Raw genomic sequence first — 23,485 nt, forward strand, 5'->3', positions numbered from 1 at the left:
TTGCGATCAAAACTGTTGATAAAATTCACAATACGTCTGTGGTGCGGATTTTTCGGGCAAAAATATTGACAATGGCAAGATAATCTATTGCTTAAAAGCGGGGATGGCATAATTAGATAAAATCTACTGTAACTCTTGAATTGAGATGGTAGAATCCTTTTTTAAGCAACCGAGTGTATTTTGAAATGAGTAATAACGTTGTCGTATTGGGCACCCAGTGGGGTGACGAAGGCAAAGGCAAGATAGTCGATTTGCTGACAGAACGCGCTAAATATGTTGTTCGCTACCAAGGTGGCCATAACGCAGGTCACACTCTAGTCATCGACGGTGAAAAAACCGTTCTTCATTTAATCCCATCAGGCATTCTCCGTGAAAATGTTGTTAGCATCATAGCAAACGGTGTCGTTTTATCGCCAGAAGCACTGATGAAGGAAATGACCCAACTTGAAGATCGTGGTATTCCTGTTCGCTCTCGTTTACTTCTGTCTGAAGCTTGCCCATTAATCCTTCCTTATCATATTGCATTAGATAATGCGCGTGAGAAAGCGCGTGGCGAAAAAGCTATTGGTACAACAGGCCGTGGTATTGGACCTGCTTACGAAGATAAAGTGGCTCGTCGTGGTTTACGTGTTGGCGATCTATTTGATAAAGAAACGTTTGCACAAAAACTTAAAGAAATCATCGAGTATCATAATTTCCAACTGGTCAACTACTACAAAGTTGAACCTGTTGATTACCAAAAAACCTTAGACGATATCATGGCAATCGCTGATATTCTGACAGGTATGGTTGTTGATGTTTCGGACTTACTGTACAAAGCAACACAAAACGGTGAGTTAGTGATGTTTGAAGGTGCACAAGGTACTTTATTAGACATCGACCACGGTACTTATCCGTATGTCACCTCTTCAAACACAACCGCTGGTGGTGTGGCAACAGGCTCAGGCTTAGGTCCTCGTTATGTTGGTTACGTATTAGGTATTATCAAAGCTTACTCTACTCGTGTAGGTGCAGGTCCATTCCCAACTGAATTGTTTGATGAAGTGGGTGACTTCTTACGTGAGAAAGGCCAAGAATTTGGTGCAACCACAGGTCGTAGCCGTCGTACAGGTTGGTTAGATATCGTTGCTATTCGTCGCGCTGTTCAAATCAACTCACTGTCTGGTTTCTGCATGACTAAACTGGATGTGTTAGATGGTCTGAAAGAAGTGAAACTGTGTGTAGGTTATCGCTTACCAAACGGTAAAGTGATTGATACCACACCTTTAGCCGCTGATGATTGGGAAGGTATCGAACCTATCTATGAATCAATGCCAGGCTGGAATGAAACGACGTTTGGTGTGAAAGATCATGCTCAACTGCCACAAGCCGCTCTGAACTATATCAAGCGTGTAGAAGAGTTAACGGGCGTTCCTGTTGATATCGTTTCTACTGGTCCAGATCGTTCAGAAACGATCATTCTCCGTCATCCCTTTGATGCATAATCTGTATTAAATTGGTTTGATGTGAAAATCGTCCCTGAAAATGACAGGGGCGATTTTTTCGTATCTGTTTGTTGGTTAAATTGAGATAAAAATACGCGTTACACACATAAGATAAGATAGTGTTACACTCGGTTTTGCTTCTGTTTTATCAGTAACGAGTAGAAATAATAAGACAATGTTATTGCTGTAATGTCAGAAATAGAAAAGCGATCTGTTGAAAATCGACAGTATCGCTTTTTCTTTGCCTGTGATATCGCTATTATTTTGTTAATAGTCAAGTGAGAGAGGGAAATCACTCACTTTTGAGCATATCTTTGCTAAATGTCCAAAAATTAAACATAATATTGCTTAATAAAATGATATTCTCATTAATAATTACTTATCCCTTAATGACTTTAAGAGGGAAAAACACTTTTCAGAGGTCATTGTGCAATTAACCAGTTTTACAGATTATGGATTGCGGGCATTGATATATATGGCTTCACTGCCAGAAGGCAAAATGACGAGTATCACTGAAGTGACACAAGTCTATGGTGTCTCGCGTAACCATATGGTGAAAATTATTAATCAACTTAGCCATTTAGGTTTTGTTGAGGCTATTCGTGGTAAAAATGGAGGGATCCGTTTAGGCAAGCCTGCAACAGACATCATTGTGGGTGAGGTTGTTCGTGCTTTAGAGCCACTTTCATTAGTAAACTGTAGTGCTGAGTTTTGTCACATTACCCCAGCGTGTCGACTAAAATTAGTGTTGAATCAGGCGATTGAGCAGTTTTTGAAAGAGTTAGACCGTCACACACTCGCAGAGCTAGTTGAAAATAATAGCTCCTTATATAAATTGTTATTAGAAGATGTTTAAGTCGACTATTTCATCAAATCTGATAGCTTGGAGGTCATAATGTCAAAAGATCCTTTTCAGGATAGAGAAGCAGAAAAATACGCCTCTCCAATTGCTAGTCGCGAATATATTTTAGAAGAAATGAAAAAACGCACGGCACCAATGAGCCGTGAAGATTTAGCACAAGCGTTAAAAATTTCAGGTGAAGAAGACTTAGAAGCGTTGCGTCGCCGTTTAAGAGCAATGGAGCGTGATGGTCAGTTAGTTTTTACTCGTCGCCAGTGCTACGCATTACCTGAGCGCCTTGATTTATGGAAAGGCAAGGTCATTGGTCACCGCGATGGTTATGGTTTTTTACGTGCAGAAGGTCAAAAAGATGACCTCTATCTTTCACAAGATGAAATGAAAAAAACAATGCATGGCGATGTTATCCTTGCTCAACCTTTAGGTATGGATAGAAAAGGTCGCCGTGAAGGTCGTGTTGTTCGTGTTATTGAACCACGAAATAACCAAATTGTAGGTCGCTATTTTATTGAGTCAGGGATGGGATTTGTCGTCCCTGATGATAGCCGTTTAAGCTTTGATATCCTTATTCCTAAAGAAGATATCATGGGTGCACGAATGGGAAATGTGGTGGTTGTTGAAATCACAACAAGGCCAACTCGCCGCACTCAAGCCGTAGGCCGTATCGTCGAAATTTTAGGTGAAACTATGGGAACGGGTATTGCGGTAGAAATCGCATTACGTACTCATGAAATTCCGTATACATGGCCTGCAAAAGTGACAAAAGAAGTGGCAGATTTAAAAGAAGAGGTGCCTGAATCTGCTAAAGAAGGACGTGTTGATTTACGTAATTTGCCTTTAATTACTATTGACGGTGAAGATGCGCGAGACTTTGATGATGCCGTTTATTGTCAGCGCAAAAAAGGGGGAGGCTGGCGTTTATGGGTTGCGATTGCTGATGTTAGCTATTATGTCCGCCCACAAACAGCATTAGATACAGAAGCACGTAGTCGAGGAAACTCTGTTTATTTCCCTTCTCAAGTCGTACCGATGTTGCCAGAAGTTCTATCTAATGGATTGTGTTCATTAAACCCACAGGTTGACCGCTTGTGTATGGTCTGTGAGATGACCGTTTCTGAGCAAGGGCGTCTTTCTTCTTATAGATTCTATGAAGCGGTGATGAGTTCTCATGCACGAATGACCTACACGAAAGTGTGGAAAATTATTCAAGGTGATGAGGAACTGCGTGAACACTATAAGCCCATCGTTAAAGATATTGAACATCTGTATGAGTTATACCAAGCATTAGATAAAGCACGTGAACAACGTGGGGCGATTGGTTTTGAATCAGAAGAAGCGAAGTTTATCTTTAATGCAGAGCGTCGAATTGAACGTATTGAGCCTGTTGTTCGTAATGATGCACATAAATTGATTGAAGAGTGCATGATCCTTGCTAATATCGCAGCCGCTCGCTTTGTTGAAAAAAATGAAGAACCTGCACTTTATCGTATTCATGATAAACCCAAAGAAGACAGCGTCCTGAATTTACGCTCTGTCTTTAATGAACTCGGTTTAACGTTGCCTGGCGGCTTAACGCCAGAGCCAGCAGATTATGCGCGAGTCATGAAAGAGGTTGAAGATAGACCTGATCGCGAAATGCTACAAACCATGATTTTGCGCTCAATGAAACAGGCAATTTACGATCCTGAAAATCGTGGGCACTTTGGTTTAGCATTAAAATCTTATGCGCACTTTACCTCACCAATTCGTCGCTATCCTGATTTAGCTCTGCATCGTGCAATTAAATATCAGATTGCGAAAGAAAAAGGTCACGGTTCGCAACGTTGGACCCCAACAGGTGGCTACCACAGTGATATGGATACCATGTTGCAATTAGGTGAGCACTGCTCTTTAACCGAGCGCCGTGCTGATGAAGCTACACGAGATGTGGCTGATTGGCTGAAATGTGACTTTATGCTGGATCAAATTGGTCAACAGTTTACCGGTATTATTACCAGCGTAACGGGCTTTGGTTTCTTTGTTCGCTTAAATGATCTGTTTATTGATGGTCTGGTGCATGTTTCTACATTAAATAATGATTACTATCAGTATGATAATGTAGGGCAACGCTTAATTGGCGAGTCTTCAGGACAAGTTTATCGCCTTGGCGATGAAGTGGAAGTGAAAGTTGAAGCTGTCAGTATGGATGAACGTACTATCGACTTCTCTTTAATTTCAACAACACGTACTGCGCGTAATCCGGGTAAAACAGCCCGTGTTCGTGGTCTAAAAGGTGAAAAAGACAAGAAAAATGCCAGTTCTAGCAAATCTCGTCGTCGTGATGCAAGCAAGGATAAAAACTTTGAGCCAGATAGTGCCTTCAAAAAAGGCAAATCATCAGGTCGAGGTAATGCGAGCAAAGACAAAGCGGTAAAAGACCAAGTCGCGAAAGACAAAGCCAGTAGCAAACGTAAGAAAGCATCATCACAAACCAAAAAGATAGAGGCAAAACTTAAAGCTAAACGCGCTGCCAAACGCGATAACGCATAAAGTTTCGTTCTTCTGGTTCTCTTTTTAAAAGGCGGAGACCCCGCCTTTTATCTGTTTTGTGCCTTTTTATTTTTTAATGAGTAAATACCGCTATGAGCGAAGAAATTATTTATGGTATTCACGCAGTAACCGCATTACTTGAGCGTGATCCTGCACGTTTTAAAGAAGTTTATGTATTAAAAGGGCGTGAAGATCGCCGTTTAACACCTGTTATTCATGAATTAGAAGCACAAGGTATTCTGGTTCAAGTGGCGAATCGCCAATGGTTGGATAGCCAAACAGAGGGTGCTGTTCACCAAGGTATTATTGCTAAAGTAAAACCAGGTCGTCAGTATCAAGAACAAGATTTACCAGACTTATTAGCTAGTGTTGGTACGCCTTTCTTATTAGTGCTGGATGGTGTCACTGATCCCCATAATTTAGGGGCTTGTTTACGTAGTGCAGATGCCGCTGGTGTGCATGCTGTTATTGTCCCGAAAGATCGTTCTGCACAATTAAATGCAACGGCCAAAAAAGTGGCTTGTGGTGCGGCAGAAAGTGTCCCTTTAATTAAAGTGACTAACCTTGCTCGTACATTGCGTTTTCTGCAAGAAGAAAACATTTGGATTGTCGGCACAGCTGGCGAGGCAGACCATACTTTATATCAAAGCAAACTTACAGGCCCAATGGCATTAGTGATGGGCGCTGAAGGTGAAGGTATGCGCCGTTTAACACGTGAGCATTGTGATGAGCTAATTAGTATCCCTATGGCGGGTACCGTGTCTTCACTTAATGTTTCTGTGGCAACGGGTGTCTGTTTATTTGAAGCGATGCGTCAGCGTATTAGTGTAAAATAATCGCTTAGTCTATTTTATTCTCTATACTCCCTTGAGTTTTATTGACCGCGGGGGTATAGTGACGCGTCAATTTTTTCAGTCACAACTTAAACAAGTTCCTTGCCTCCATGGGTGGTGACTGACCCTGACAGGAGGCTGATAAATCCGTAAGGAGCAATATCAAATGCGTCATTACGAAATCGTTTTTATGGTTCATCCTGACCAGAGCGAACAAGTTCCGGGCATGATCGAGCGTTATAAAACCGCTATCACTAATGCAAATGGTCAGATCCACCGTCTAGAAGACTGGGGTCGTCGTCAATTAGCTTATCCAATCAACAAACTGCATAAAGCACACTACGTTCTAATGAACGTTGAAGCGCCGCAGGAAGTGATTGATGAACTGGAAACTACTTTCCGTTTCAACGATGCCGTTCTCCGCAACATGATTATGCGTACTAAACACGCAGTAACTGAAGCTTCTCCAATGGTTAAAGCAAAAGACGAACGCCGTCGTGATATCGCTGATGACCTCGATGATGAAGATGAAGTTGATGATGTAGCAGAGGATTCTGAAGAGTAATTAGTGCTGTGACGGCTAATAATCATTTGGTGCTAACTGGCACAGTGTGCAAAGCATTAATTCGAAAAGTTAGCCCCGCTGGGATCCCGCACTGTCAATTTGTTATTGAACATCGTTCAATTCAAGAAGAGGCGGGATTGAAAAGACAATCATGGTGCCGAATGCCCATTGTTGTTAGCGGGAAAGCGTTACAAGCAGTTACTCACAGTATAACGGTCGGCAGTCAAATCACCGTTTCTGGATTCATTAGTAGCCATCAGGCGCGAAATGGATTGTTTAAATTGGTGCTTCATGCCGAGCAGATTGAATTGATAGATTCTGGAGACTAGCCATATGGCACGTTATTTCCGTCGTCGTAAGTTCTGCCGTTTCACAGCAGAAGGCGTACAAGAGATCGATTATAAAGATATCGCTACGCTGAAAAACTATATCACTGAAAGTGGTAAAATTGTACCAAGTCGTATCACCGGTACTCGTGCAAAATACCAGCGTCAGCTGGCTCGTGCTATCAAGCGCGCACGCTACCTGTCTTTATTACCTTATACTGATCGTCATCAGTAATAGGTATATAGTCCATTAATGACTTGTAGAGGATAAGGTAATGCAAATTATTCTGCTTGATAAAGTAGCGAATCTGGGTAGCCTGGGTGATCAGGTTAACGTAAAATCGGGCTATGCTCGTAACTATTTAATCCCACAGGGTAAAGCTGTTTCTGCGACTAAGAAAAACATCGAGTTTTTCGAAGCGCGTCGTGCTGAGTTAGAAGCTAAATTAGCTGAAACTTTAGCAGCAGCTGAAGCTCGTGCAGCGAAGATCAATGCACTGGGTTCTGTCACTATCAGCTCTAAAGCGGGTGACGAAGGTAAACTGTTTGGTTCAATCGGTACTCGTGACATCGCTGATGCAGTAACTGCTGCTGGCGTTGAAATGTGTAAGAGCGAAGTTCGCCTACCAAATGGCGTTCTGCGTACTACTGGTGACCACGAAGTTCACTTCCAAGTTCACAGTGACGTATTCGCTGAACTGAATGTTATCATCGTTGCTGAATAATCTCTGATTAAACAGTTAATGTTGATAAAGAAAAACGCCAGCTTAGCTGGCGTTTTTTTTGGTAAATAAAATACCCTTCTTACTATGGTGTACGGTAATAACTTCCATCACTCAAACGTGTGTAAGTGATCACAGTACCCGCACTATTTGTCACTTCTAGCATACTGACATCACCTTGTGGATTACGCTGTAAACGAATAGATTGCCCTGAGCGTAATTGGCTTAATGATTTTTGTTGGTCTTCTGACTTCGCCATAGAGAATGCATCATTAACAGGTAGTTGATTATCTCTAAAAAGTTGCGCTAAAGTTTGCCCCTCTTTAATGGTATAAGTTTGCCATGTTTGCGCGGGTATTGATTGCGTGTTTTGTAATGGCGTTGTTTGAGCAATGTTTTCCTCCGGATCTTTTGTCGTTGGATCCTCTATTGATGGCGAAACGTCCGGCTCGGCATTTAAACTATCTTGTGTTTGAGGGATCGGTGTTTGATACACGGGATCATTTGTAGATGCGATTGGCACAGGGAGATCATGCGTTGACGATGCGGGTTGAGGTGGCTCACTCGTGTTTTCACTGGTCGGCCAAAAAAACACGACTAATAAAGCAATTGCAACAACCAGTATTGCTCGACGATGTAAGCCAGGGAATTTGCCCATATTCACCTCATTATTGCTCTGTGAATCAGTATTATGAATTGCTGTAACATCTTTTTTATTCCTTGTAGCCATACTAGCACGAACCATGATCCTTACCTGCTCCCTGAATTCTTTTCAGAATTATCTATCCGCTCTAATTGTTAATGTTTTTATTTCCTTGATGGTTAACTAAAAATAGTTTCATACGTTGATACACATTTTTATCCGTTTCTATGGTTAAAGCTTGGGTTAATTCACCATAAAGATCATGAGGCAATAATGTGTCAGACCATGTTGAAAGAACATTCAGCGCCATATTTCTATCACGCAATGTCGGGCTGCGTAATTGCCTTTTGATAAGTGACCAGCCGATACCAGGAAAACCACCAAGATCCTGCATAATATATTCAACGGCATGATGAGACCGATATTCAGTGTCGGTAGCTGTTAATGGATCATCTGTGCTATCAAATGCCATTAATTCAATTTGTTGTTCTGCAAGTTTCACTACTCTTTCTATTTTGTGAGAAGTATCTGTTTGCATTAATTGGTGCCACCAATCTGCATTGGGATCCTCTTTTTGTAGTGAGAAGAGCAATTCCCAAATATCAAGATGCAGAGATTTAGCAACAAGGCTTGCTTGGTAATTTTTTGAACGTGAAGGACTTTGTAATGCTTCGATAATGAACGTCGACCATTCTGGTTTTTGAATAATTCTTTGTGAAACGGAGATAATTTGTTGTTGGCAATGATCGTCCCAGCCAAGAGACTCGAGCAATAGCCAATCTTCACCACGACTTTGCACAAAATCGGCGATTTCGCAGACGCAATATAAGTGTTTTAATTCTTTAGGTGGCAAAGTATCGACTTGTGAAATAAAAGTATTACACGCTTGAGCGCCTTCTACATAATCATAGATGTCTTTTGCTGGGCCTCCATTAATCAATGCGCGTACAAGATCGCTACAACCAAGCAGTAAGTCATTATCTAAAGGATGCGTGTGCAACATCTCTAATAATGCCCCTTTTGTGACACAATCATAGGCGACATATTCTGTCATTACATTATTTTTATATCCTTCAGTCAGCAACCAATAGCGATTATTAACAGACAGCGTTGAAGGTAGATGTTCGATAAATTGAATACGTCCCCAGCCTTTAGTTCGTTGACCAAGGGAATATAGAAAAGGCTCAAATTCTTCACAAGAAAGGCGCTGTTTTAGCGAACGAATAGCATAAAGTGTAAATTCAGGATGAAGGGAAAACAATAAAAGCAAACGTTGAGAAGTACTGTCGTTGAACGATCCTAATAGTCCTAAAGCGATTTTGATCGGGTTTTTATCAGGACTTAACTTCAAGAGCCATAAGATGAATTGAAAATAGATTTCATTATTAATCAGTGTTTCATCTTGTTCTATTTTATCTATCAGATATGCAATATAGGTAATCGGTGCCAGTTTATCTTGGCAGGATATTAAATAAAAAGACTCGACATGCTCTTTATCTGGCAAAAGAACGACATGTTTGATTGCATGATAGAGTGACAATGCAAATTCCTCACATGCTTTTTGAGAAGGCTGTTGTTCAATTGCTTTACCTATTCGTTGGTGCAAAATAATGCCTTCACGAGCGCCTGCTGACCAACTAAAAGGTACTGAATTATCATCAGGTTTTATTTTTAGGTGCGCGCATGACAATAGATTTAATTCATCGGGTAAAGGTGTATCACCTATTTCATAAGGTGCTAATTGTGAAAGAATTGAAGGAATAGAAGAAGGATAAACGTTAGGAAAGTCTATTGTGAGGTCGATAGACAGAGGTGACTTACTGAAAAGCTTATCGCGCCAATTAGTCATAATACGCCCTATTTGTTTTGCCGTCTTAGTATAACTTTAGCGGAAAATAGGATAGTGGGACAAAAAAAGACAGAAAATCCACTTATATCACTTAAAAAATTCCCATCAAAAATATGTTTCTCTTCTTGATATAAAAGATCAAATCAAAAAAAACTGGTCAATAAAATTAAAACGCGGTACATTAGCAACACTCTTAAATGTAATATTATAACATTACAATAAAGCGAGGTTTATTATGAAACTCGGTATTCACCCTCAATATCGGACAGTGATTTTCCATGACACGAGTGCAGATGCTTATTTTAAAGTGGGTTCAACCATCCAAACAGAAAAGACAGTAGAGTATGAAGGGAAAACATACCCTTATGTGACATTAGATGTCTCTTCTCAATCACATCCATTTTATACCGGTAAGCAAAAGACGCATTCTCAAGAAGGTAATGTGGCACGCTTTAATAAACGTTTTGGTCAATTTATTAAGTAAGGAAGAAACAATGCAAGTATTAAGTTCATTAAAAAGTGCAAAACAACGTCACCCAGATTGTAAAGTAGTGCGTCGTCGTGGCCGCCTTTATGTCATTTGTAAGTCAAATCCACGTTTTAAGGCCGTTCAGGGGTAAGATTATGCCAAAGCCTATTTTTTCTTGTGTTTTAATTATGGGAATATTGGGGAGTGCTATGTCTGTTTTAGCACATAGCCACCATCATGAAAAAGTCCAAACACAAGCCCAACGAAATGCTGCGAATGGAATTTTTGAAGATAAGGATGTTCTCGATCGCCAACTCAGTGATTGGGATGGCGTATGGCAATCTGTGGAGCCTTACCTTCTCAGTGGCGAACTCGATGAGGTTTTACAAAAGAAAGCAGAAACGAAAAAAGACAAAACGATGGCAGAATATCGCGCTTACTATACACAGGGCTATAAAACTGATGTAGATATGATTGGTATTGAAAACAATATTATTGAGTTTCATCGTAGCGAAAAAGTTGATAGTTGCGAATATCACTATGATGGTTATCGTATTTTACATTATGAATCGGGTAAAAAAGGGGTTCGTTACTTGTTTAGATGTGATGATCCTAAAAGCCAAGCGCCAAAATTTATTCAATTTAGTGATCATATTATTGCACCAGAAAAAGCAGGGCATTTTCATTTATATATGGGGAACACATCGCAAGATGAATTGCTTAAAGAACTCAATAACTGGCCAACATATTATCCTTATTCAATGAAAGCAGATGATATTGTTCACGAGATGCTTTACCACTGATCACTAATTGATAAGAACATTTCGCTGACACCTTATACCCTTGGTTATTATCGAGGGTATTCTTCCTTAAAAATAATGATAAAAAAGAAAAAGCAGTAGCATCCTTGCTGACTTACTTTTATCAGTTAAATAGCGTTAAAAATGATTATAACCCCTGGCAGAGATACTTCATTTCCATATAGTCTTCAATACCGTGTTCAGAACCTTCACGGCCTAAACCTGATTGTTTAATACCACCAAATGGGGCAACTTCGTTGGAGATTAAACCCGTATTAATTCCGACCATGCCGTATTCTAAATTTTCAGCAACACGCCAAATGCGTTGTGGATTTTCACTATAAAAATAGGCTGCTAAGCCATAAATAGTATTATTGGCTAAGTGCACCACATCATCTTCATTTTCAAACACCACTAAAGGCGCTACAGGACCAAAGATCTCTTCTTCAAGAATATGACTATCGGCGGGGACATTACCAACAACCGTAGGCTGGAAAAAATTTTCACCCGCTTTATCACTTTCTCCGCCACAAAGCAGTGTTGCACCGCGTTTTAACGTGTCAGTGAGTAAAGATTGTGATTTCTCAACCGCTTTGCGATTAATAAGAGGTCCAATAGTGACACCTTCTTCAAAACCATTTCCCACTTTAAGCTTTTTAACAGCGGCAACAAAGCGTTCACTAAATTGTTGGTAAACATCTTTGTGAATATAAAAACGGTTAGCACAAACACAGGTTTGCCCTGCATTACGGAATTTAGCGCCCATTGCTCCTTCAACAGCTTTATCAATATCAGCATCATTAAACACGATAAAGGGGGCATTACCGCCTAATTCTAAAGAGACTTTTTTTACACTATCTGAGCATTGGCGCATTAATAAACGTCCTACCCCCGTAGAACCTGTAAAACTTAATTTGCGAACACGGTTATCAGAGGTAAAGACTTCGCCAATTTTAATCGCATCTCCAGTCACAATATTAATCACACCAGCGGGAATACCTGCTTGAGCCGCTAACGCCACTAACGCCAATGCGGTATAAGGTGTTTCATTGGCAGGCTTAATTACCATAGTGCAACCCGCAGCTAATGCAGGAGCGGCTTTGCGGGTGATCATAGCGGCTGGAAAGTTCCAAGGCGTGATAGCCGCACAAACACCAATACCTTGTTTAATTACCATCAAACGTTTATCAGCAGAAGGTGAAGGAATAATTTCACCGTTTGTTCTTTTACCTTGTTCTGCAAACCACTCGATAAAAGAAGCTGCATAAGCAATTTCACCTTCCGCTTCAGCGACAGGTTTACCTTGCTCAAAAGTCATTAATTCAGCCAGTTTTCTTTTATTTTCAGTGATTAATCTAAACCAATTTTGCAATAATGCTCCGCGCTGATGTGCGGTAAGTGCGCGCCATTTGGGTAAGGCTTTTTGTGCAGCATCAACAGCCATTATTGCTTCTTCTGTTGCCATATTGGGTATAGTACCAAGTAAAGTACCCGTGGCAGGATCGATAACCTCAACAGTTTCATTGTTTTTAGCATTACACCAAAGACCATCAATATAGCCTTGTTCGCGGAAATAGGGGTTTGTCGTTATCTTCACTTAATACCTCTCTGAACACATTATATATTGATATTTATAAGGCTAGGCAGCTCTGTGCCTATTTATAATTATATGCCTGTGTTGCTATGTTGTGAAAATAAGTATGACAAATGCTAATAAAAAAATGTCAAAAAGCGGAGAATAGGGGTAATGGCTTACGTTTTTAATGAATAATTCCCATTACTCAAGACTGAAGGTTTACGCTGTACCTTACCACTGTTATTCTTGGATCTAACTTTCATAAAAAACAGGTATTTTTCATGTCAAAACCATCATTTGATTCTATTGAATCACAGGCAAGTTACGGTATTGGTCTGCAAGTCGGTCAACAACTGACTGAATCAGGTCTTCAAGGATTAGAGCCCGCAGCACTGTTAGCTGGCTTGACCGATGCATTAGAAGGTAATGCGCCTTCTGTACCTGTTGAAACATTACACAACGCTTTACGTACTATGCACGAGCGTGCTGAAGCTGTTCGTCAAGAACGCCAAGCAGAGTTGGCTGATGCTGGTAAAGTTTTCTTAGAAGAAAATGTGAAAAACGAAGGTGTTCAAGTTACAGAATCAGGTTTACAGTACAAAGTACTGACAGCGGGTGAAGGTGCAATTCCTGCACGTACTGATCATGTTCGTGTTCACTACACGGGTCGTTTAATTGATGGAACTGTGTTTGATAGCTCAGTTCAACGTGGACAGCCGGCTGAATTCCCTGTAAATGGCGTTATCGCAGGCTGGATTGAAGCATTAACATTAATGCCAGTCGGTTCAAAATGGGAATTATATATTCCTTACCAATTAGCTTATGGCGAACGTGGAGCAGGTGCGGCTATCCCTCCATTCGCAACATTAGTATTTGAAGTAGAATTATTAGAAATTTTATAATTTCTTATTCTGCAGTGGATTAGAGTAAAGAATAGCCGGTTTTTGCCGGCTATTGTTGTCTTTGGGCTAAAATAAAGAGACTGTAGAGTAATTAATTTTTATAAGAGAAGTTATCTGCTTATAGAAATAAGAGAGGTGCATGATGTTAGAACAAGTCAGCAAAATAGCCCGCCAAGCCGGTATGGCGATAATGCAAATCTACCAGCAATCAGAGCCTATCCAAGTACAGGAAAAAAGTGATAATTCACCTGTCACAGAGGCTGATTTGGCCGCTCACCAAATTATTAAACAAGGACTTGCTTCTATTGCTCCTGATATACCTCAATTATCTGAAGAAGATCCACCTGAATGGGAAGTTCGCCGTCATTGGGAGCGCTATTGGTTGATTGATCCTCTAGATGGCACTAAAGAATTTATCAGTAAAAATGGTGAGTTTACGGTAAATATTGCCTTAATTGAAAAAGGTATTCCTGTTTTAGGGGTTGTCTATACACCTGTGCAAAATGTGTTATATGCAGCAGCAAATAAGCAGGCATGGAAAGAAGTGTGCGGCCAGCGATTACCTATTCATGCAAGTCAGGCTGAACCCCCTGTGATAGTGATCAGCCGTTCTCATCAAGATGACGAGTTAAAAGAATATTTATCACAGCTAGGTGAACATCAAACGGTCGCGGTCGGCTCATCGCTAAAATTTTGTCTTGTTGCTGAAGGCAAAGCACAGCTTTATCCCCGCTTTGGACCTACGCATACATGGGATACCGCAGCAGGTCATGCTGTTGCGATTGCAGCAGGCGCACATGTTACGGATTGGAAAGGAGTAACGTTAGATTATTCCCCAAAAGAGTCACTGATAAATCCAGGATTTAGAGTGTCTATCTTTTAGTACCAATTTAAGAAATCGGAGCCCTTTGTTTAACAAGGGCTCTGACACAGGAATTATTCTTTAATTAAATCGTTGATAAGGTTGATTGCGGTTGTAATTTCGGCACCACTTAATACACCTTCTTTGACGAAACGGACTTTACCTTGTTTATCTAAAACAACAATAGCTGAACTCTCTTTTTCTAATCCCCAGCCTTTTAATGCAGCACCATTGGCATCAACAATAAACTGTGACCAAGGAAATTCTTTTTTACTGTCTTCAACACTACCACGAACAAATGGGCCGGTACCAAATACTGCATCATCAGTATTAATAATTGTTGTCGTTTGATAATTGTCATGTGGGAATTTAGCCAGTTTTACGGCTTCAATAAACGGCGCATTCATCTCCTTAGCTTTGCTACGTCCTGCTATATGCTGAACAGTACGTACTTTTCCACTGAGCAGACCACTGTTCCAGTTTTGATAGCTAAACTTATCCTTGGTTGTGTCATAAAGTAGCTCACCTTTGTCATTAATTGTGACCGCGGGAAGTAGTGTATTTTCAGTGATGTTATGTGCAAATGCCCATGTAGATGTACTGAATAAAAGAGCAGCTAAGGTTATTTTGTGCATAGCCATTGTCCTATTATTGAAATCGACGTTAGTTTCTATCTAAGCATAGAAGCTAGTGAGGAATAATACCTCATCATTGATACAATTATTTAACATTGAGTGGGTAAAATAGCGTACACACTATCTTTATTTATATTCTTTACTGTCAATAAATGTAAAAACAGATAAGGAAATCAAATAAGTTGAACCTAGTACTTATAATTAGGTCTTTAAATTTGATATATAAAGATAAGTCTTTATGACTTATTAAACTCAACAACGAGCATGGGAGACTAACTGAAAGATGAAAATCTTCAATCGCTATAACCCTGAAAAAATTGCTCTCTACGTTAAGACATTATTTCGTGGACGGTTTTACATCAAAGGAATGGGTGCATTTGAATTCGATTACGGTAAAATTTTATTACCTAAAATAAGAGATAAGCTACATTTTAATGTCATGAGTGAAGTGAACCAGCAGGTCATTTTACTGAAAGCAGAAATGGGCTAACTTTTATCTAATAGATAACTGAGTCTTTCTCGTGAGTGCCTTCGATAAGACTCAGTTATTAATTTCAACTCGTTACTTTTTAGCTCGCCGTTTTATTCTCATCTGCCTTTGTATCGACTTCGGTTGTTGTCTGCATAACAGGGACATGTTCTTGTAAAACAGGCTTAACAGGTGGAATATCATCAATTTTGGTGACAAGCAGTTGATCTATTTTGTAATTATCAATATCAACAACTTCAAATTTATATCCTGAAAACTTCACATAATCCGTGCGTTTCGGAATTTTACGTAAGCGATACATCATAAAACCTGCGATGGTTTCGTAGTTACTTGAATCTGGGAAATCGTCGATATCAAGTACACGCATGACATCATCAATTGGCGTACCGCCTTCAACTAACCATGAGTGTTCATCACGACTCACAATTTGCTCTTCTTGCCCTGGCCCAATTAAATCGCCCATTAAGGTTGTCATTACATCATTTAACGTAATGACCCCCATCACCATCGCGTACTCATTAAGAATGATCGCGAAGTCTTCACCAGATGTTTTAAAACTTTCCAGCATATCTGAAAGCGTTAAGGTATCAGGAATAATCAGTGCCTTACGGATATGAACACCTTCATTGAGATTTAGGCTTTGTCCGTTAATAACGCGATTAAGAAGCTCTTTAGAATCTACATAACCAATAATATGGTCGATATCACCTTCACAAACTAAAAATTTAGAGTGAGGCTGGGTCGCAATTTTCTCTTTGATATCGCTTTCTGTTTCTTCGCGATCAAAATAGACAACATCTTCTCGTGGTGTCATTGCGGAGGGGACTGTACGAGATTCTAATTCAAAGACATTCTCAATCAACTCATGCTCTTGTTTGCGTAAAACCCCCGCAACCGCACCGGCTTCGACAATGGCAAAAATATCATCAGAAGTAATGTCTTCATTTCTGACCATTGGGATTTTAAATAATTTGAAAATAAGATCTGCCATACCATTAAATAACCACACCAAAGGGCGGAAAAAGGCAAGACAGAAACGCATGGGGTTCACAATTCTTAATGCAATCGCTTCTGGTTTTATCATACCAATGCGTTTGGGGGTTAAGTCAGCCAATAAAATGAACATCGATGTGACAATAATAAAGGAACAAATAGATCCCAGTTGTTGCGCTAATGGTTCTTCAAAAAACTGGAGGTAAAAGTTTTTCAATGAAGGAGAGAATGCTGATTCGCCAACAATACCCGCTAAGATAGCGACGGCATTTAATCCAATTTGCACGACGGTAAAAAACATGCCCGGCATTTCTTGCATCTTTAATACGCGTGCGGCGTTAATATTGCCCTCATCAACAAGTTGTTTGAGCTTAATTCGACGAGAAGCAGCAAGAGAGATTTCAGACAGCGAAAAAAAGGCGCTGATAGCACAAAGCAAAAGCACAATGAGTAAACTATTAAGCATATAAGGCTCACACCACCCCAAGTATTTAATCCAAAGGGTAATACTGGAGTGTTAAAAATAGAAGATAAATCAATATATTGTGATGAAATTAGTCACAAAGAGAGATAAGAGGGCGTAATTATATCATCGCCCTACTATTTTCTGCTAGTTTTACTTTTCGGGAGGATAACAGATGCCTATCCCACCTAAACCACAATAACCTTGTGGATTTTTGTATAAATATTGCTGGTGGTAATCTTCAGCAAAATAAAAAGGACCCGCTGGCTGAATTTCTGTGGTGATTGCTTCAGTCACACCTTGAATATTCATTGCTTGTTGATAACGTTTTTTGGACTCAATAGCTTGTTCATATTGCTCTGCATCAACAGTGTAAATGGCAGAACGATATTGGCTACCAATATCGTTACCTTGACGCATACCTTGTGATGGGTTGTGGTTTTCCCAAAAAAGAGCCAAAAGTTGTGAATAGCTAATCACCGAGGGATCAAAAACAATTCTCACCACTTCACTATGGCCTGTTAAACCTTGGCAAACTTGTTGATAGGTTGGATTTTCTGTTACACCACCGCTATAACCTGCACTTGTTGAATAAACACCTTTTTGCTGCCAAAAAAGACGTTCAACTCCCCAAAAACACCCCATCGCAAAATAAGCGATACTCATTTTTTTAGGGATCTCATTAATAGAATGCCCATTTACTGCATGATTAGCAGATATTTCTAATGGTGTTGATGTACCCCTTAAGGCATTCTCTGGTTGGTAAGCTTTATGTTGCAAGGTAGACTCCAGTTTTTATATTTGTAAACGCTTTACTATGGTAAAGGCTTAATATTGTTATAAACTAAATCTACAATAAAGCTTAAAATAGTTTGTCGTCAATTCATCACATGGATTAAATCATATTGAGGAGAAAACGTGCCGAGATACTCCGTTATCTACGTTCTCTGTCTGTCTTTTATCGCACCTGTTGCCTATGGGGCAAATTTGCGTTTAAAAGTAGAAGGTTTAGAAGGGCAACTCGAAAAAAATGCGCGAGTTCAGCTATCAAACATTACAACAGAAGAAGTTGCACCTGACGGGCGTTTTCGTGCGCGTGTTGAAAAGGCAATTCAAGAAGGGCTTCGCCCTTTAGGCTATTATCAGCCTACGGTGACATTCTCTTATCAAGAAAATACACCACCTGCTCGATCTGTATTAACCGCTAAAGTAGAACCGGGTATTCCTATTTTACTGAAAGGAGTCGATGTAGTTCTCGAAGGTGGCGCGAAAACAGATAGCCAATATGCGAAAGTCATTAAAGAAAATACACCTCCTCTTGATAGTGTTTTAAACCATGCAGACTATGAGAAACTCAAAGGTTCATTAACAGGGCTTGCAATTCGTCGTGGTTATTTTGATGCGGAAATGCAAAAAAGTCAGTTGGGCGTTTCTTTAGATAATCATGCTTCATATTGGGATTTTATTTTCGATAGTGGAGAGCGCTATCGTTTTGGTAAAGTGAATTATACGGGATCACAAATCCGTGAAGATTACTTACAAAATATCGTTCCTTTTAAAGAAGGACAATATTACACCTCAGAAGATTTGGCTGAATTTAATCGCCGTTTAGCGGCAACAGGGTGGTTTAATTCTGCGGTTGTGACGCCTGATATTGCTAAAGCACGCAGTGAACATTCTTATTTGCTACCTATGGATGCAGTTGTTACTCCTCGCTCTCGTAACTATGTTGAGCTTGGTGGGGGTTATGCTACTGATGTTGGTCCTCGCCTTAATATGCAGTGGGATAAACCTTGGATGAACTCACGAGGTCATAGCTTAACGTCTAATATCAGTGTTTCTCAGCCAGAACAATCTATTGGTGCTAATTATAAAATTCCACTGAAAGTCAATCCATTAGAGCAGTACTATGGTGTTCAGGGCGGGTTTAAACGTACCGATTTAAATGACACTCGTTCTGATACTACAACACTTAATGTGTCCCGTAACTGGGATATGTCAACAGGCTGGCAATACAGTGTGAATACACGTTGGAGCCTCAGCCACTTTACTCAAGGTGAAGTCACTAATACAACCATGCTGCTTTATCCAGGGGTAACGGCGAGCCGTGTACGCCAACGGGGCGGTATGATGCCTTCTTGGGGGGATAGCCAACGTTATACATTAGATTACTCCAATAAAATATGGGGCTCTGATGTCGAATTTGCTGCATTCCAAGCACAACATGTTTGGATACGTACACCATGGGACGGACATCGTTTTGTGGTAAGAGGCAATTTCGGTTGGATTGAAACTAACGCGTTTGAGCGAGTGCCGCCTGAATTACGTTTCTTTGCCGGTGGTGATAGAAGTGTCCGTGGTTTTAAATACCAAAGCATCTCACCAGAAGATGGAAAAGGAAATTTAACAGGGGCATCAAGAATGCTGGTAGGTTCGCTCGAATATCAATATAACGTCACTGGTAATTGGTGGGGCGCTGTCTTTATTGATAGCGGTGAAGCCGTTAATGATTTTACGCGCAGTGATTTTAAAACAGGTGCCGGTGCTGGTGTGCGTTGGGCATCACCGGTTGGTCCTATCAAATTTGATTTAGCATTACCCGTCAGTGATGTTGATAAGCGTAGACTCCAGTTTTATATCGGGTTAGGAGCAGAGTTATGAAGAAGTGGTTGAAATGGATTGCACTTACCCTCCTTATCATTATTTTGCTTACTTTTGGTGCTGTCGCTTGGATTTTGGGAACACAATCAGGTTTGCATTTCGCTATTAATAGCGCAGCACGGTGGGTTCCTGGTTTAGCCATTAAAGACGTTAATGGTGGTTGGCAAGATCTGCGTTTAACGGGTGTTGAGTATCAAATGCCCGGTGTTGATGTTAATGTCGGTGAATTATCATTGGGATTACGTTTAGCGTGTTTGACTGATAAACAAGTGTGCATAGATACGGTAGGAACACGCGATGTTATCGTCAATGTCGATACCAGCGCTTTTCCTCCTTCTGAAGAAACACCGCCTTCAGAGCCTTTAACAGAGCTGAATGCACCATTACCTATCTATTTAAATTTACTTTCATTAGAAAATACGCATGTGAAGATTGACGATATGGCAATCTCACTCGGTGAATTTAAAACTGGCGCACAGTGGGAAGGTCGTCAAGTTACATTAAATCCAACACTCATTAATGATTTGCTGGTGGCGTTACCCAAAACGCCAGAAGAAGGCAGTATTGAGGCGGTTGCCCAAGATGTAAAAGAGGTTGCAACGGAAAAGCCGCCAGTGAAGCCGGCAACATCAGAAGAAAAAGAACAGGCATTAGCTGAGACAATTAAGGCGATTTTCGCAAAACCAATATTAGCCGAATTACCTGAGATTATTATTCCTGTTGATATCAATATTGAAGGAATTGAAGGTAAGCAATTACAGATTAGCAGTGATGCCCCCGTTACAATTAACCAATTATCATTTGAAGCAAAGACCCAAGGTAAGCGAGTTAATCTCACTAAATTAAATGTTGATGCACCTGAAGGTGAAGTGAGTTTAAATGGGGAAATTACTCTAGATAAAGAGTGGCCTGTTAATTTAGCCGTGAATGCGACTATTCGTGATGTTGCTGGGCTTGAAGATTTTAAAGATCAAAAAGCAACGCTTTCTTTGCAAGGCGCATTACTTGAAGAGCTTAAATTAGCACTTTCTTTAACAGGAACGGTTACAGCAACTTTAGATGCTCAAGCTGAACTGGCAAAACCACACCTTCCATTAAAATTGACGCTTGAAAGCCAGAAAGTGCGTTGGCCATTAACGGGAGATGTTCAGTATCAACTTAACGATACTCGATTACGTTTAAATGGTCAGACAGATAACTATGATCTTTCATTACGCTCCGATATTAAAGGTCAGGAGATCCCGCCAGCAAAATTAACGCTGGATGCGAAAGGGAATGAAGAGAAAATAGAGCTAACGCGTTTACGCTTAGCCGCTTTGCAAGGTCATGCCGATATTACGGGTGTTGCTGATTGGAGTAAGGCAATTAGCTGGAATGCATTGCTGACTATTTCGGGAATTAATACGGTAAAACAGTACCCAGATATGCCGGCGAAACTAGAGGGACGTATTGCAACAACAGGTAGCCTCTATGGCGGAAGTTGGCAATTACGTGTTCCTGAAATTACCTTAGATGGCAATATCAAAAACAATATTATCAAAGCGAGAGGTAATGCTTATGGTAATGATTCTGGTCAATGGAATATCCCTCAGTTAAAACTTATTCTTGGTAAAAATAACCTAGATATTGAAGGGCATTTAGGTGATAAATGGGCATTAGATGCCAATATTAATGCACCTGGCTTAAATGGTTTAGTGCCTGGATTGGCTGGAGTCATTAAAGGTAAGGTTAATATTCGTGGTGATATTAATACGCCTAAGATTATCGCAGATATCAATGCTCATGGTATTAAATGGCAAGATCAAGTCAGTGTTGAATCCATCGCTATTAAAGGTGATGTTCAATCGGACAAAGAAATTGGTGGCAAATTAGCGATTACTGCACATCAGTTAAAACAAGCTGATTTAATTATCCGTAATTTAACCCTGGATGCTGCTGGTACAGAAAAACAGCATAAACTGACGCTAAAAATGGAAGGGGAGCCTGTTTCAGGAGGGCTGACATTAGCGGGTTCATTCGATAAAGAAAAACAGCAATGGAAAGGAACATTAAATAATACGGCATTTGATACTCCTGTGGGTGAGTGGCGTTTAAATAAAGCGATCGCATTGAATTTGTTGGCAGAAAAGCAGGAAGTCACCATTGGTTCCCATTGTTGGGTAAATCCAAATGCACAAGTTTGTGTTCCTAAAGCGATAACAGTGGGTGAAAGCGGATCTGCGGCCATTACATTGACGCGTTTTGATCTCGCGATGATCAAACCTTTCTTACCACCAGAGACTTCTGTTCGAGGTGTATTTACTGGTGATGCGACGGCAACCTGGAACTCAAAAGGTGGGTTACCGAAAGCATCAGTAAACCTGAAAGGGCAAGGTGTTGCAGTAAAACAGAATATTGAAGGTACTATTTTACCGATCGATTTTGATGCTATCACCTTAAATGCAGGCGTTAACAATGGCAAAGCATCATTACAATGGCTGATTAGCATTGCGGGCAATGGTGATATTAAAGGTAATGTACACGTTGCGGATCTTGAGAAAAAACGCCAGCTATCAGGTACGGTGGATATCGATAATCTGACATTAGATTTAATCAAACCATTCTTAGGTAAAGGCGAAATTGCTCAAGGTCGTATTGGTGCGCAATTGCGTTTAGGCGGTAATGCTCAATCTCCACTGTTATTGGGTCAATTTGGTATTAATCAATTAAAAGTGGTTGGGCATTGGATCCCGTTTGATATTACGAAAGGGAACGTTGATGTTCAATTCAATGGTGCGACGTCTGATTTAAGTGGCAGAATCGAAACCCCAGAAGGTTATTTAAATCTTACTGGTAATGCCGACTGGCGTAAGTTAGATGAATGGCATGCAGTCGTGGCTGCAAATGGTAACAAATTACGTGTTGCATTACCTCCGATGGTACGTATTGATGTTAATCCTGATTTAGTGTTTGAGGCTAGTCCAAATTTACTGAAACTTGATGGGCGCATTGATATTCCTTGGGCACGTATTGTTGTTCAGGATTTACCTGAGTCTGCCGTATCCGTTTCTTCTGATGAAGTTATGCTGGATAAAAACTTGCAGCCAATTGCACCAAAAGAGACATCGATTCCAATTCAAAGTAATTTAGCGATTAATATTGGCGATGATGTGACACTGAACGCATTTGGGCTTAAAGCTAGATTGACGGGGGCACTTAAAGTCAATCAGAATAAACAAGGACTCGGTTTAAATGGTCAAATCGATATTCCAAAAGGTGAATTCAAAGCCTACGGACAAGATTTACAAGTCCGTAAAGGACAAATCTTGTTCTCAGGACCTGTTGATCAACCTTACTTAAATATTGAAGCTATTCGTAATCCTGAAAATACGGCAAATAATGTGATTGCTGGCGTCAGGGTGACAGGGCTTGCAGATAAACCTAAAGTTGAGATTTTCTCTGAACCTGCTTTTACACAGCAAGAAGCATTATCCTACTTGCTAAGAGGTGAAGGACTCGATAAAAGTGGTGACGCGGATTCATCACAAATGACAGCAATGCTGATAGGATTAGGCGTTGGACAAAGTGGTCAGCTTGTAGGGCGTATTGGTGAAACCTTTGGGGTTTCGGACTTAGCGCTTGATACACAAGGTGTGGGGGATAGCTCACAAGTTGTGGTTAGCGGTAAGATCACAAACGATCTACAAGTGAAGTATGGTGTGGGTATATTTGATTCGCTAGCGACGTTAACTTTACGTTATCGCTTGATGCCCAGGTTGTATTTACAAGCAGTGTCTGGTATGAATCAGGCAATAGATCTGCTTTATCAATTTGAGTTTTAAATT

General features: G+C 40.4%; 22 protein-coding genes. 16 read left to right on the forward strand and 6 right to left on the reverse strand.

Annotated elements, in window-relative coordinates; translation table 11 throughout:
* The first annotated feature begins 185 nt into the window (after positions 1 to 185).
* The 8 genes from SB028_RS01485 (at position 186) to rplI (ending at position 7,321) form a co-directional block, all read left to right on the forward strand.
* Positions 186 to 1,484: an adenylosuccinate synthase gene (locus SB028_RS01485; protein WP_069369934.1), complete on the forward strand. Its 1,299-nt coding sequence runs from the start codon at positions 186 to 188 to the stop codon at positions 1,482 to 1,484.
* A 427-nt stretch (positions 1,485 to 1,911) separates the two neighbouring features.
* Entirely contained in the window at positions 1,912 to 2,340 is a 429-nt protein-coding gene (nsrR, locus tag SB028_RS01490; protein WP_036914714.1) for a nitric oxide-sensing transcriptional repressor NsrR, read from the forward strand.
* Positions 2,341 to 2,379: 39 nt separating this feature from the next.
* A complete protein-coding gene (gene rnr / locus SB028_RS01495) occupies positions 2,380 to 4,872 on the forward strand; it encodes a ribonuclease R (RefSeq protein WP_069369875.1) in 2,493 nt (830 codons plus the stop codon).
* 92 nt (positions 4,873 to 4,964) lie between these two features.
* Positions 4,965 to 5,708 (forward strand): 23S rRNA (guanosine(2251)-2'-O)-methyltransferase RlmB, encoded by a 744-nt coding sequence (gene rlmB, locus SB028_RS01500; protein ID WP_069369874.1) that lies wholly within the window; start codon positions 4,965 to 4,967, stop codon positions 5,706 to 5,708.
* Positions 5,709 to 5,871: 163 nt separating this feature from the next.
* The gene (gene rpsF, locus SB028_RS01505; RefSeq protein WP_023583607.1) at positions 5,872 to 6,270 is read left to right on the forward strand and encodes a 30S ribosomal protein S6; all 399 of its coding nucleotides are present in this window, start codon (positions 5,872 to 5,874) and stop codon (positions 6,268 to 6,270) included.
* Between the two features lie 8 nt (positions 6,271 to 6,278).
* Positions 6,279 to 6,599, forward strand: a complete 321-nt coding sequence (priB, locus tag SB028_RS01510) for a primosomal replication protein N (RefSeq protein WP_069369873.1) — start codon at positions 6,279 to 6,281, stop codon at positions 6,597 to 6,599.
* A 4-nt stretch (positions 6,600 to 6,603) separates the two neighbouring features.
* Positions 6,604 to 6,831, forward strand: coding sequence for a 30S ribosomal protein S18 (gene rpsR, locus SB028_RS01515; protein ID WP_000135199.1), 228 nt, complete (start codon positions 6,604 to 6,606; stop codon positions 6,829 to 6,831).
* Positions 6,832 to 6,871: 40 nt separating this feature from the next.
* Entirely contained in the window at positions 6,872 to 7,321 is a 450-nt protein-coding gene (gene rplI / locus SB028_RS01520; RefSeq protein ID WP_023583606.1) for a 50S ribosomal protein L9, read from the forward strand.
* Between the two features lie 82 nt (positions 7,322 to 7,403).
* Here the strand turns inward: rplI and SB028_RS01525 are convergent, their stop codons facing one another.
* Both SB028_RS01525 and SB028_RS01530 read right to left on the reverse strand, forming a co-directional pair.
* The gene (locus tag SB028_RS01525; RefSeq protein ID WP_286139130.1) at positions 7,404 to 8,048 is read right to left on the reverse strand and encodes a LysM-like peptidoglycan-binding domain-containing protein; all 645 of its coding nucleotides are present in this window, start codon (positions 8,046 to 8,048) and stop codon (positions 7,404 to 7,406) included.
* Between the two features lie 61 nt (positions 8,049 to 8,109).
* Positions 8,110 to 9,810, reverse strand: a complete 1,701-nt coding sequence (locus tag SB028_RS01530; protein WP_318859754.1) for a hypothetical protein — start codon at positions 9,808 to 9,810, stop codon at positions 8,110 to 8,112.
* A 235-nt stretch (positions 9,811 to 10,045) separates the two neighbouring features.
* Between SB028_RS01530 and SB028_RS01535 the strand changes: the two genes are divergently transcribed.
* From SB028_RS01535 to zinT, 3 genes are read left to right on the forward strand one after another with little or no spacing between them, the layout of a single operon-like run.
* Complete coding sequence (locus SB028_RS01535) at positions 10,046 to 10,294, forward strand: type B 50S ribosomal protein L31 (RefSeq protein WP_069369870.1); 249 nt, start codon at positions 10,046 to 10,048, stop codon at positions 10,292 to 10,294.
* Positions 10,295 to 10,304: 10 nt separating this feature from the next.
* Positions 10,305 to 10,430 (forward strand): type B 50S ribosomal protein L36, encoded by a 126-nt coding sequence (gene ykgO / locus SB028_RS01540; RefSeq protein WP_006535739.1) that lies wholly within the window; start codon positions 10,305 to 10,307, stop codon positions 10,428 to 10,430.
* A gap of 4 nt (positions 10,431 to 10,434) precedes the next feature.
* Positions 10,435 to 11,082, forward strand: a complete 648-nt coding sequence (gene zinT / locus SB028_RS01545) for a metal-binding protein ZinT (protein ID WP_069369869.1) — start codon at positions 10,435 to 10,437, stop codon at positions 11,080 to 11,082.
* Between the two features lie 145 nt (positions 11,083 to 11,227).
* Here the strand turns inward: zinT and SB028_RS01550 are convergent, their stop codons facing one another.
* Positions 11,228 to 12,676: an NAD-dependent succinate-semialdehyde dehydrogenase gene (locus SB028_RS01550; protein ID WP_069369868.1), complete on the reverse strand. Its 1,449-nt coding sequence runs from the start codon at positions 12,674 to 12,676 to the stop codon at positions 11,228 to 11,230.
* 260 nt (positions 12,677 to 12,936) lie between these two features.
* Here SB028_RS01550 and SB028_RS01555 point away from each other — a divergent pair, with 260 nt between their 5' ends.
* Positions 12,937 to 13,557, forward strand: coding sequence for a peptidylprolyl isomerase (locus SB028_RS01555; protein ID WP_006535733.1), 621 nt, complete (start codon positions 12,937 to 12,939; stop codon positions 13,555 to 13,557).
* A 142-nt stretch (positions 13,558 to 13,699) separates the two neighbouring features.
* Positions 13,700 to 14,440, forward strand: a complete 741-nt coding sequence (gene cysQ / locus SB028_RS01560) for a 3'(2'),5'-bisphosphate nucleotidase CysQ (protein WP_318860130.1) — start codon at positions 13,700 to 13,702, stop codon at positions 14,438 to 14,440.
* Between the two features lie 53 nt (positions 14,441 to 14,493).
* On the opposite strand, the gene SB028_RS01565 is transcribed toward cysQ, so the two are convergent.
* Positions 14,494 to 15,054, reverse strand: coding sequence for a YtfJ family protein (locus tag SB028_RS01565; RefSeq protein ID WP_077885165.1), 561 nt, complete (start codon positions 15,052 to 15,054; stop codon positions 14,494 to 14,496).
* Between the two features lie 283 nt (positions 15,055 to 15,337).
* Between SB028_RS01565 and SB028_RS01570 the strand changes: the two genes are divergently transcribed.
* A complete protein-coding gene (locus SB028_RS01570; protein WP_069369866.1) occupies positions 15,338 to 15,544 on the forward strand; it encodes a DUF1107 domain-containing protein in 207 nt (68 codons plus the stop codon).
* A 79-nt stretch (positions 15,545 to 15,623) separates the two neighbouring features.
* Here SB028_RS01570 and SB028_RS01575 read toward each other — a convergent pair whose 3' ends face one another.
* Both SB028_RS01575 and msrA read right to left on the reverse strand, forming a co-directional pair.
* Positions 15,624 to 17,003, reverse strand: coding sequence for a hemolysin family protein (locus SB028_RS01575; protein ID WP_069369865.1), 1,380 nt, complete (start codon positions 17,001 to 17,003; stop codon positions 15,624 to 15,626).
* A 150-nt stretch (positions 17,004 to 17,153) separates the two neighbouring features.
* Entirely contained in the window at positions 17,154 to 17,780 is a 627-nt protein-coding gene (msrA, locus tag SB028_RS01580; protein WP_171729965.1) for a peptide-methionine (S)-S-oxide reductase MsrA, read from the reverse strand.
* A gap of 138 nt (positions 17,781 to 17,918) precedes the next feature.
* Between msrA and tamA the strand changes: the two genes are divergently transcribed.
* Both tamA and tamB read left to right on the forward strand, forming a co-directional pair.
* Positions 17,919 to 19,661: an autotransporter assembly complex protein TamA gene (gene tamA, locus SB028_RS01585; RefSeq protein ID WP_069369863.1), complete on the forward strand. Its 1,743-nt coding sequence runs from the start codon at positions 17,919 to 17,921 to the stop codon at positions 19,659 to 19,661.
* Positions 19,658 to 23,482: an autotransporter assembly complex protein TamB gene (tamB, locus tag SB028_RS01590; protein WP_069369862.1), complete on the forward strand. Its 3,825-nt coding sequence runs from the start codon at positions 19,658 to 19,660 to the stop codon at positions 23,480 to 23,482. Before tamA ends, tamB begins: the two co-directional genes overlap by 4 nt.
* The last annotated feature ends 3 nt before the right edge of the window (positions 23,483 to 23,485 follow it).

Origin of the sequence: Proteus vulgaris (genome assembly GCF_033708015.1) — a bacterium.
GTDB lineage: Bacteria > Pseudomonadota > Gammaproteobacteria > Enterobacterales > Enterobacteriaceae > Proteus.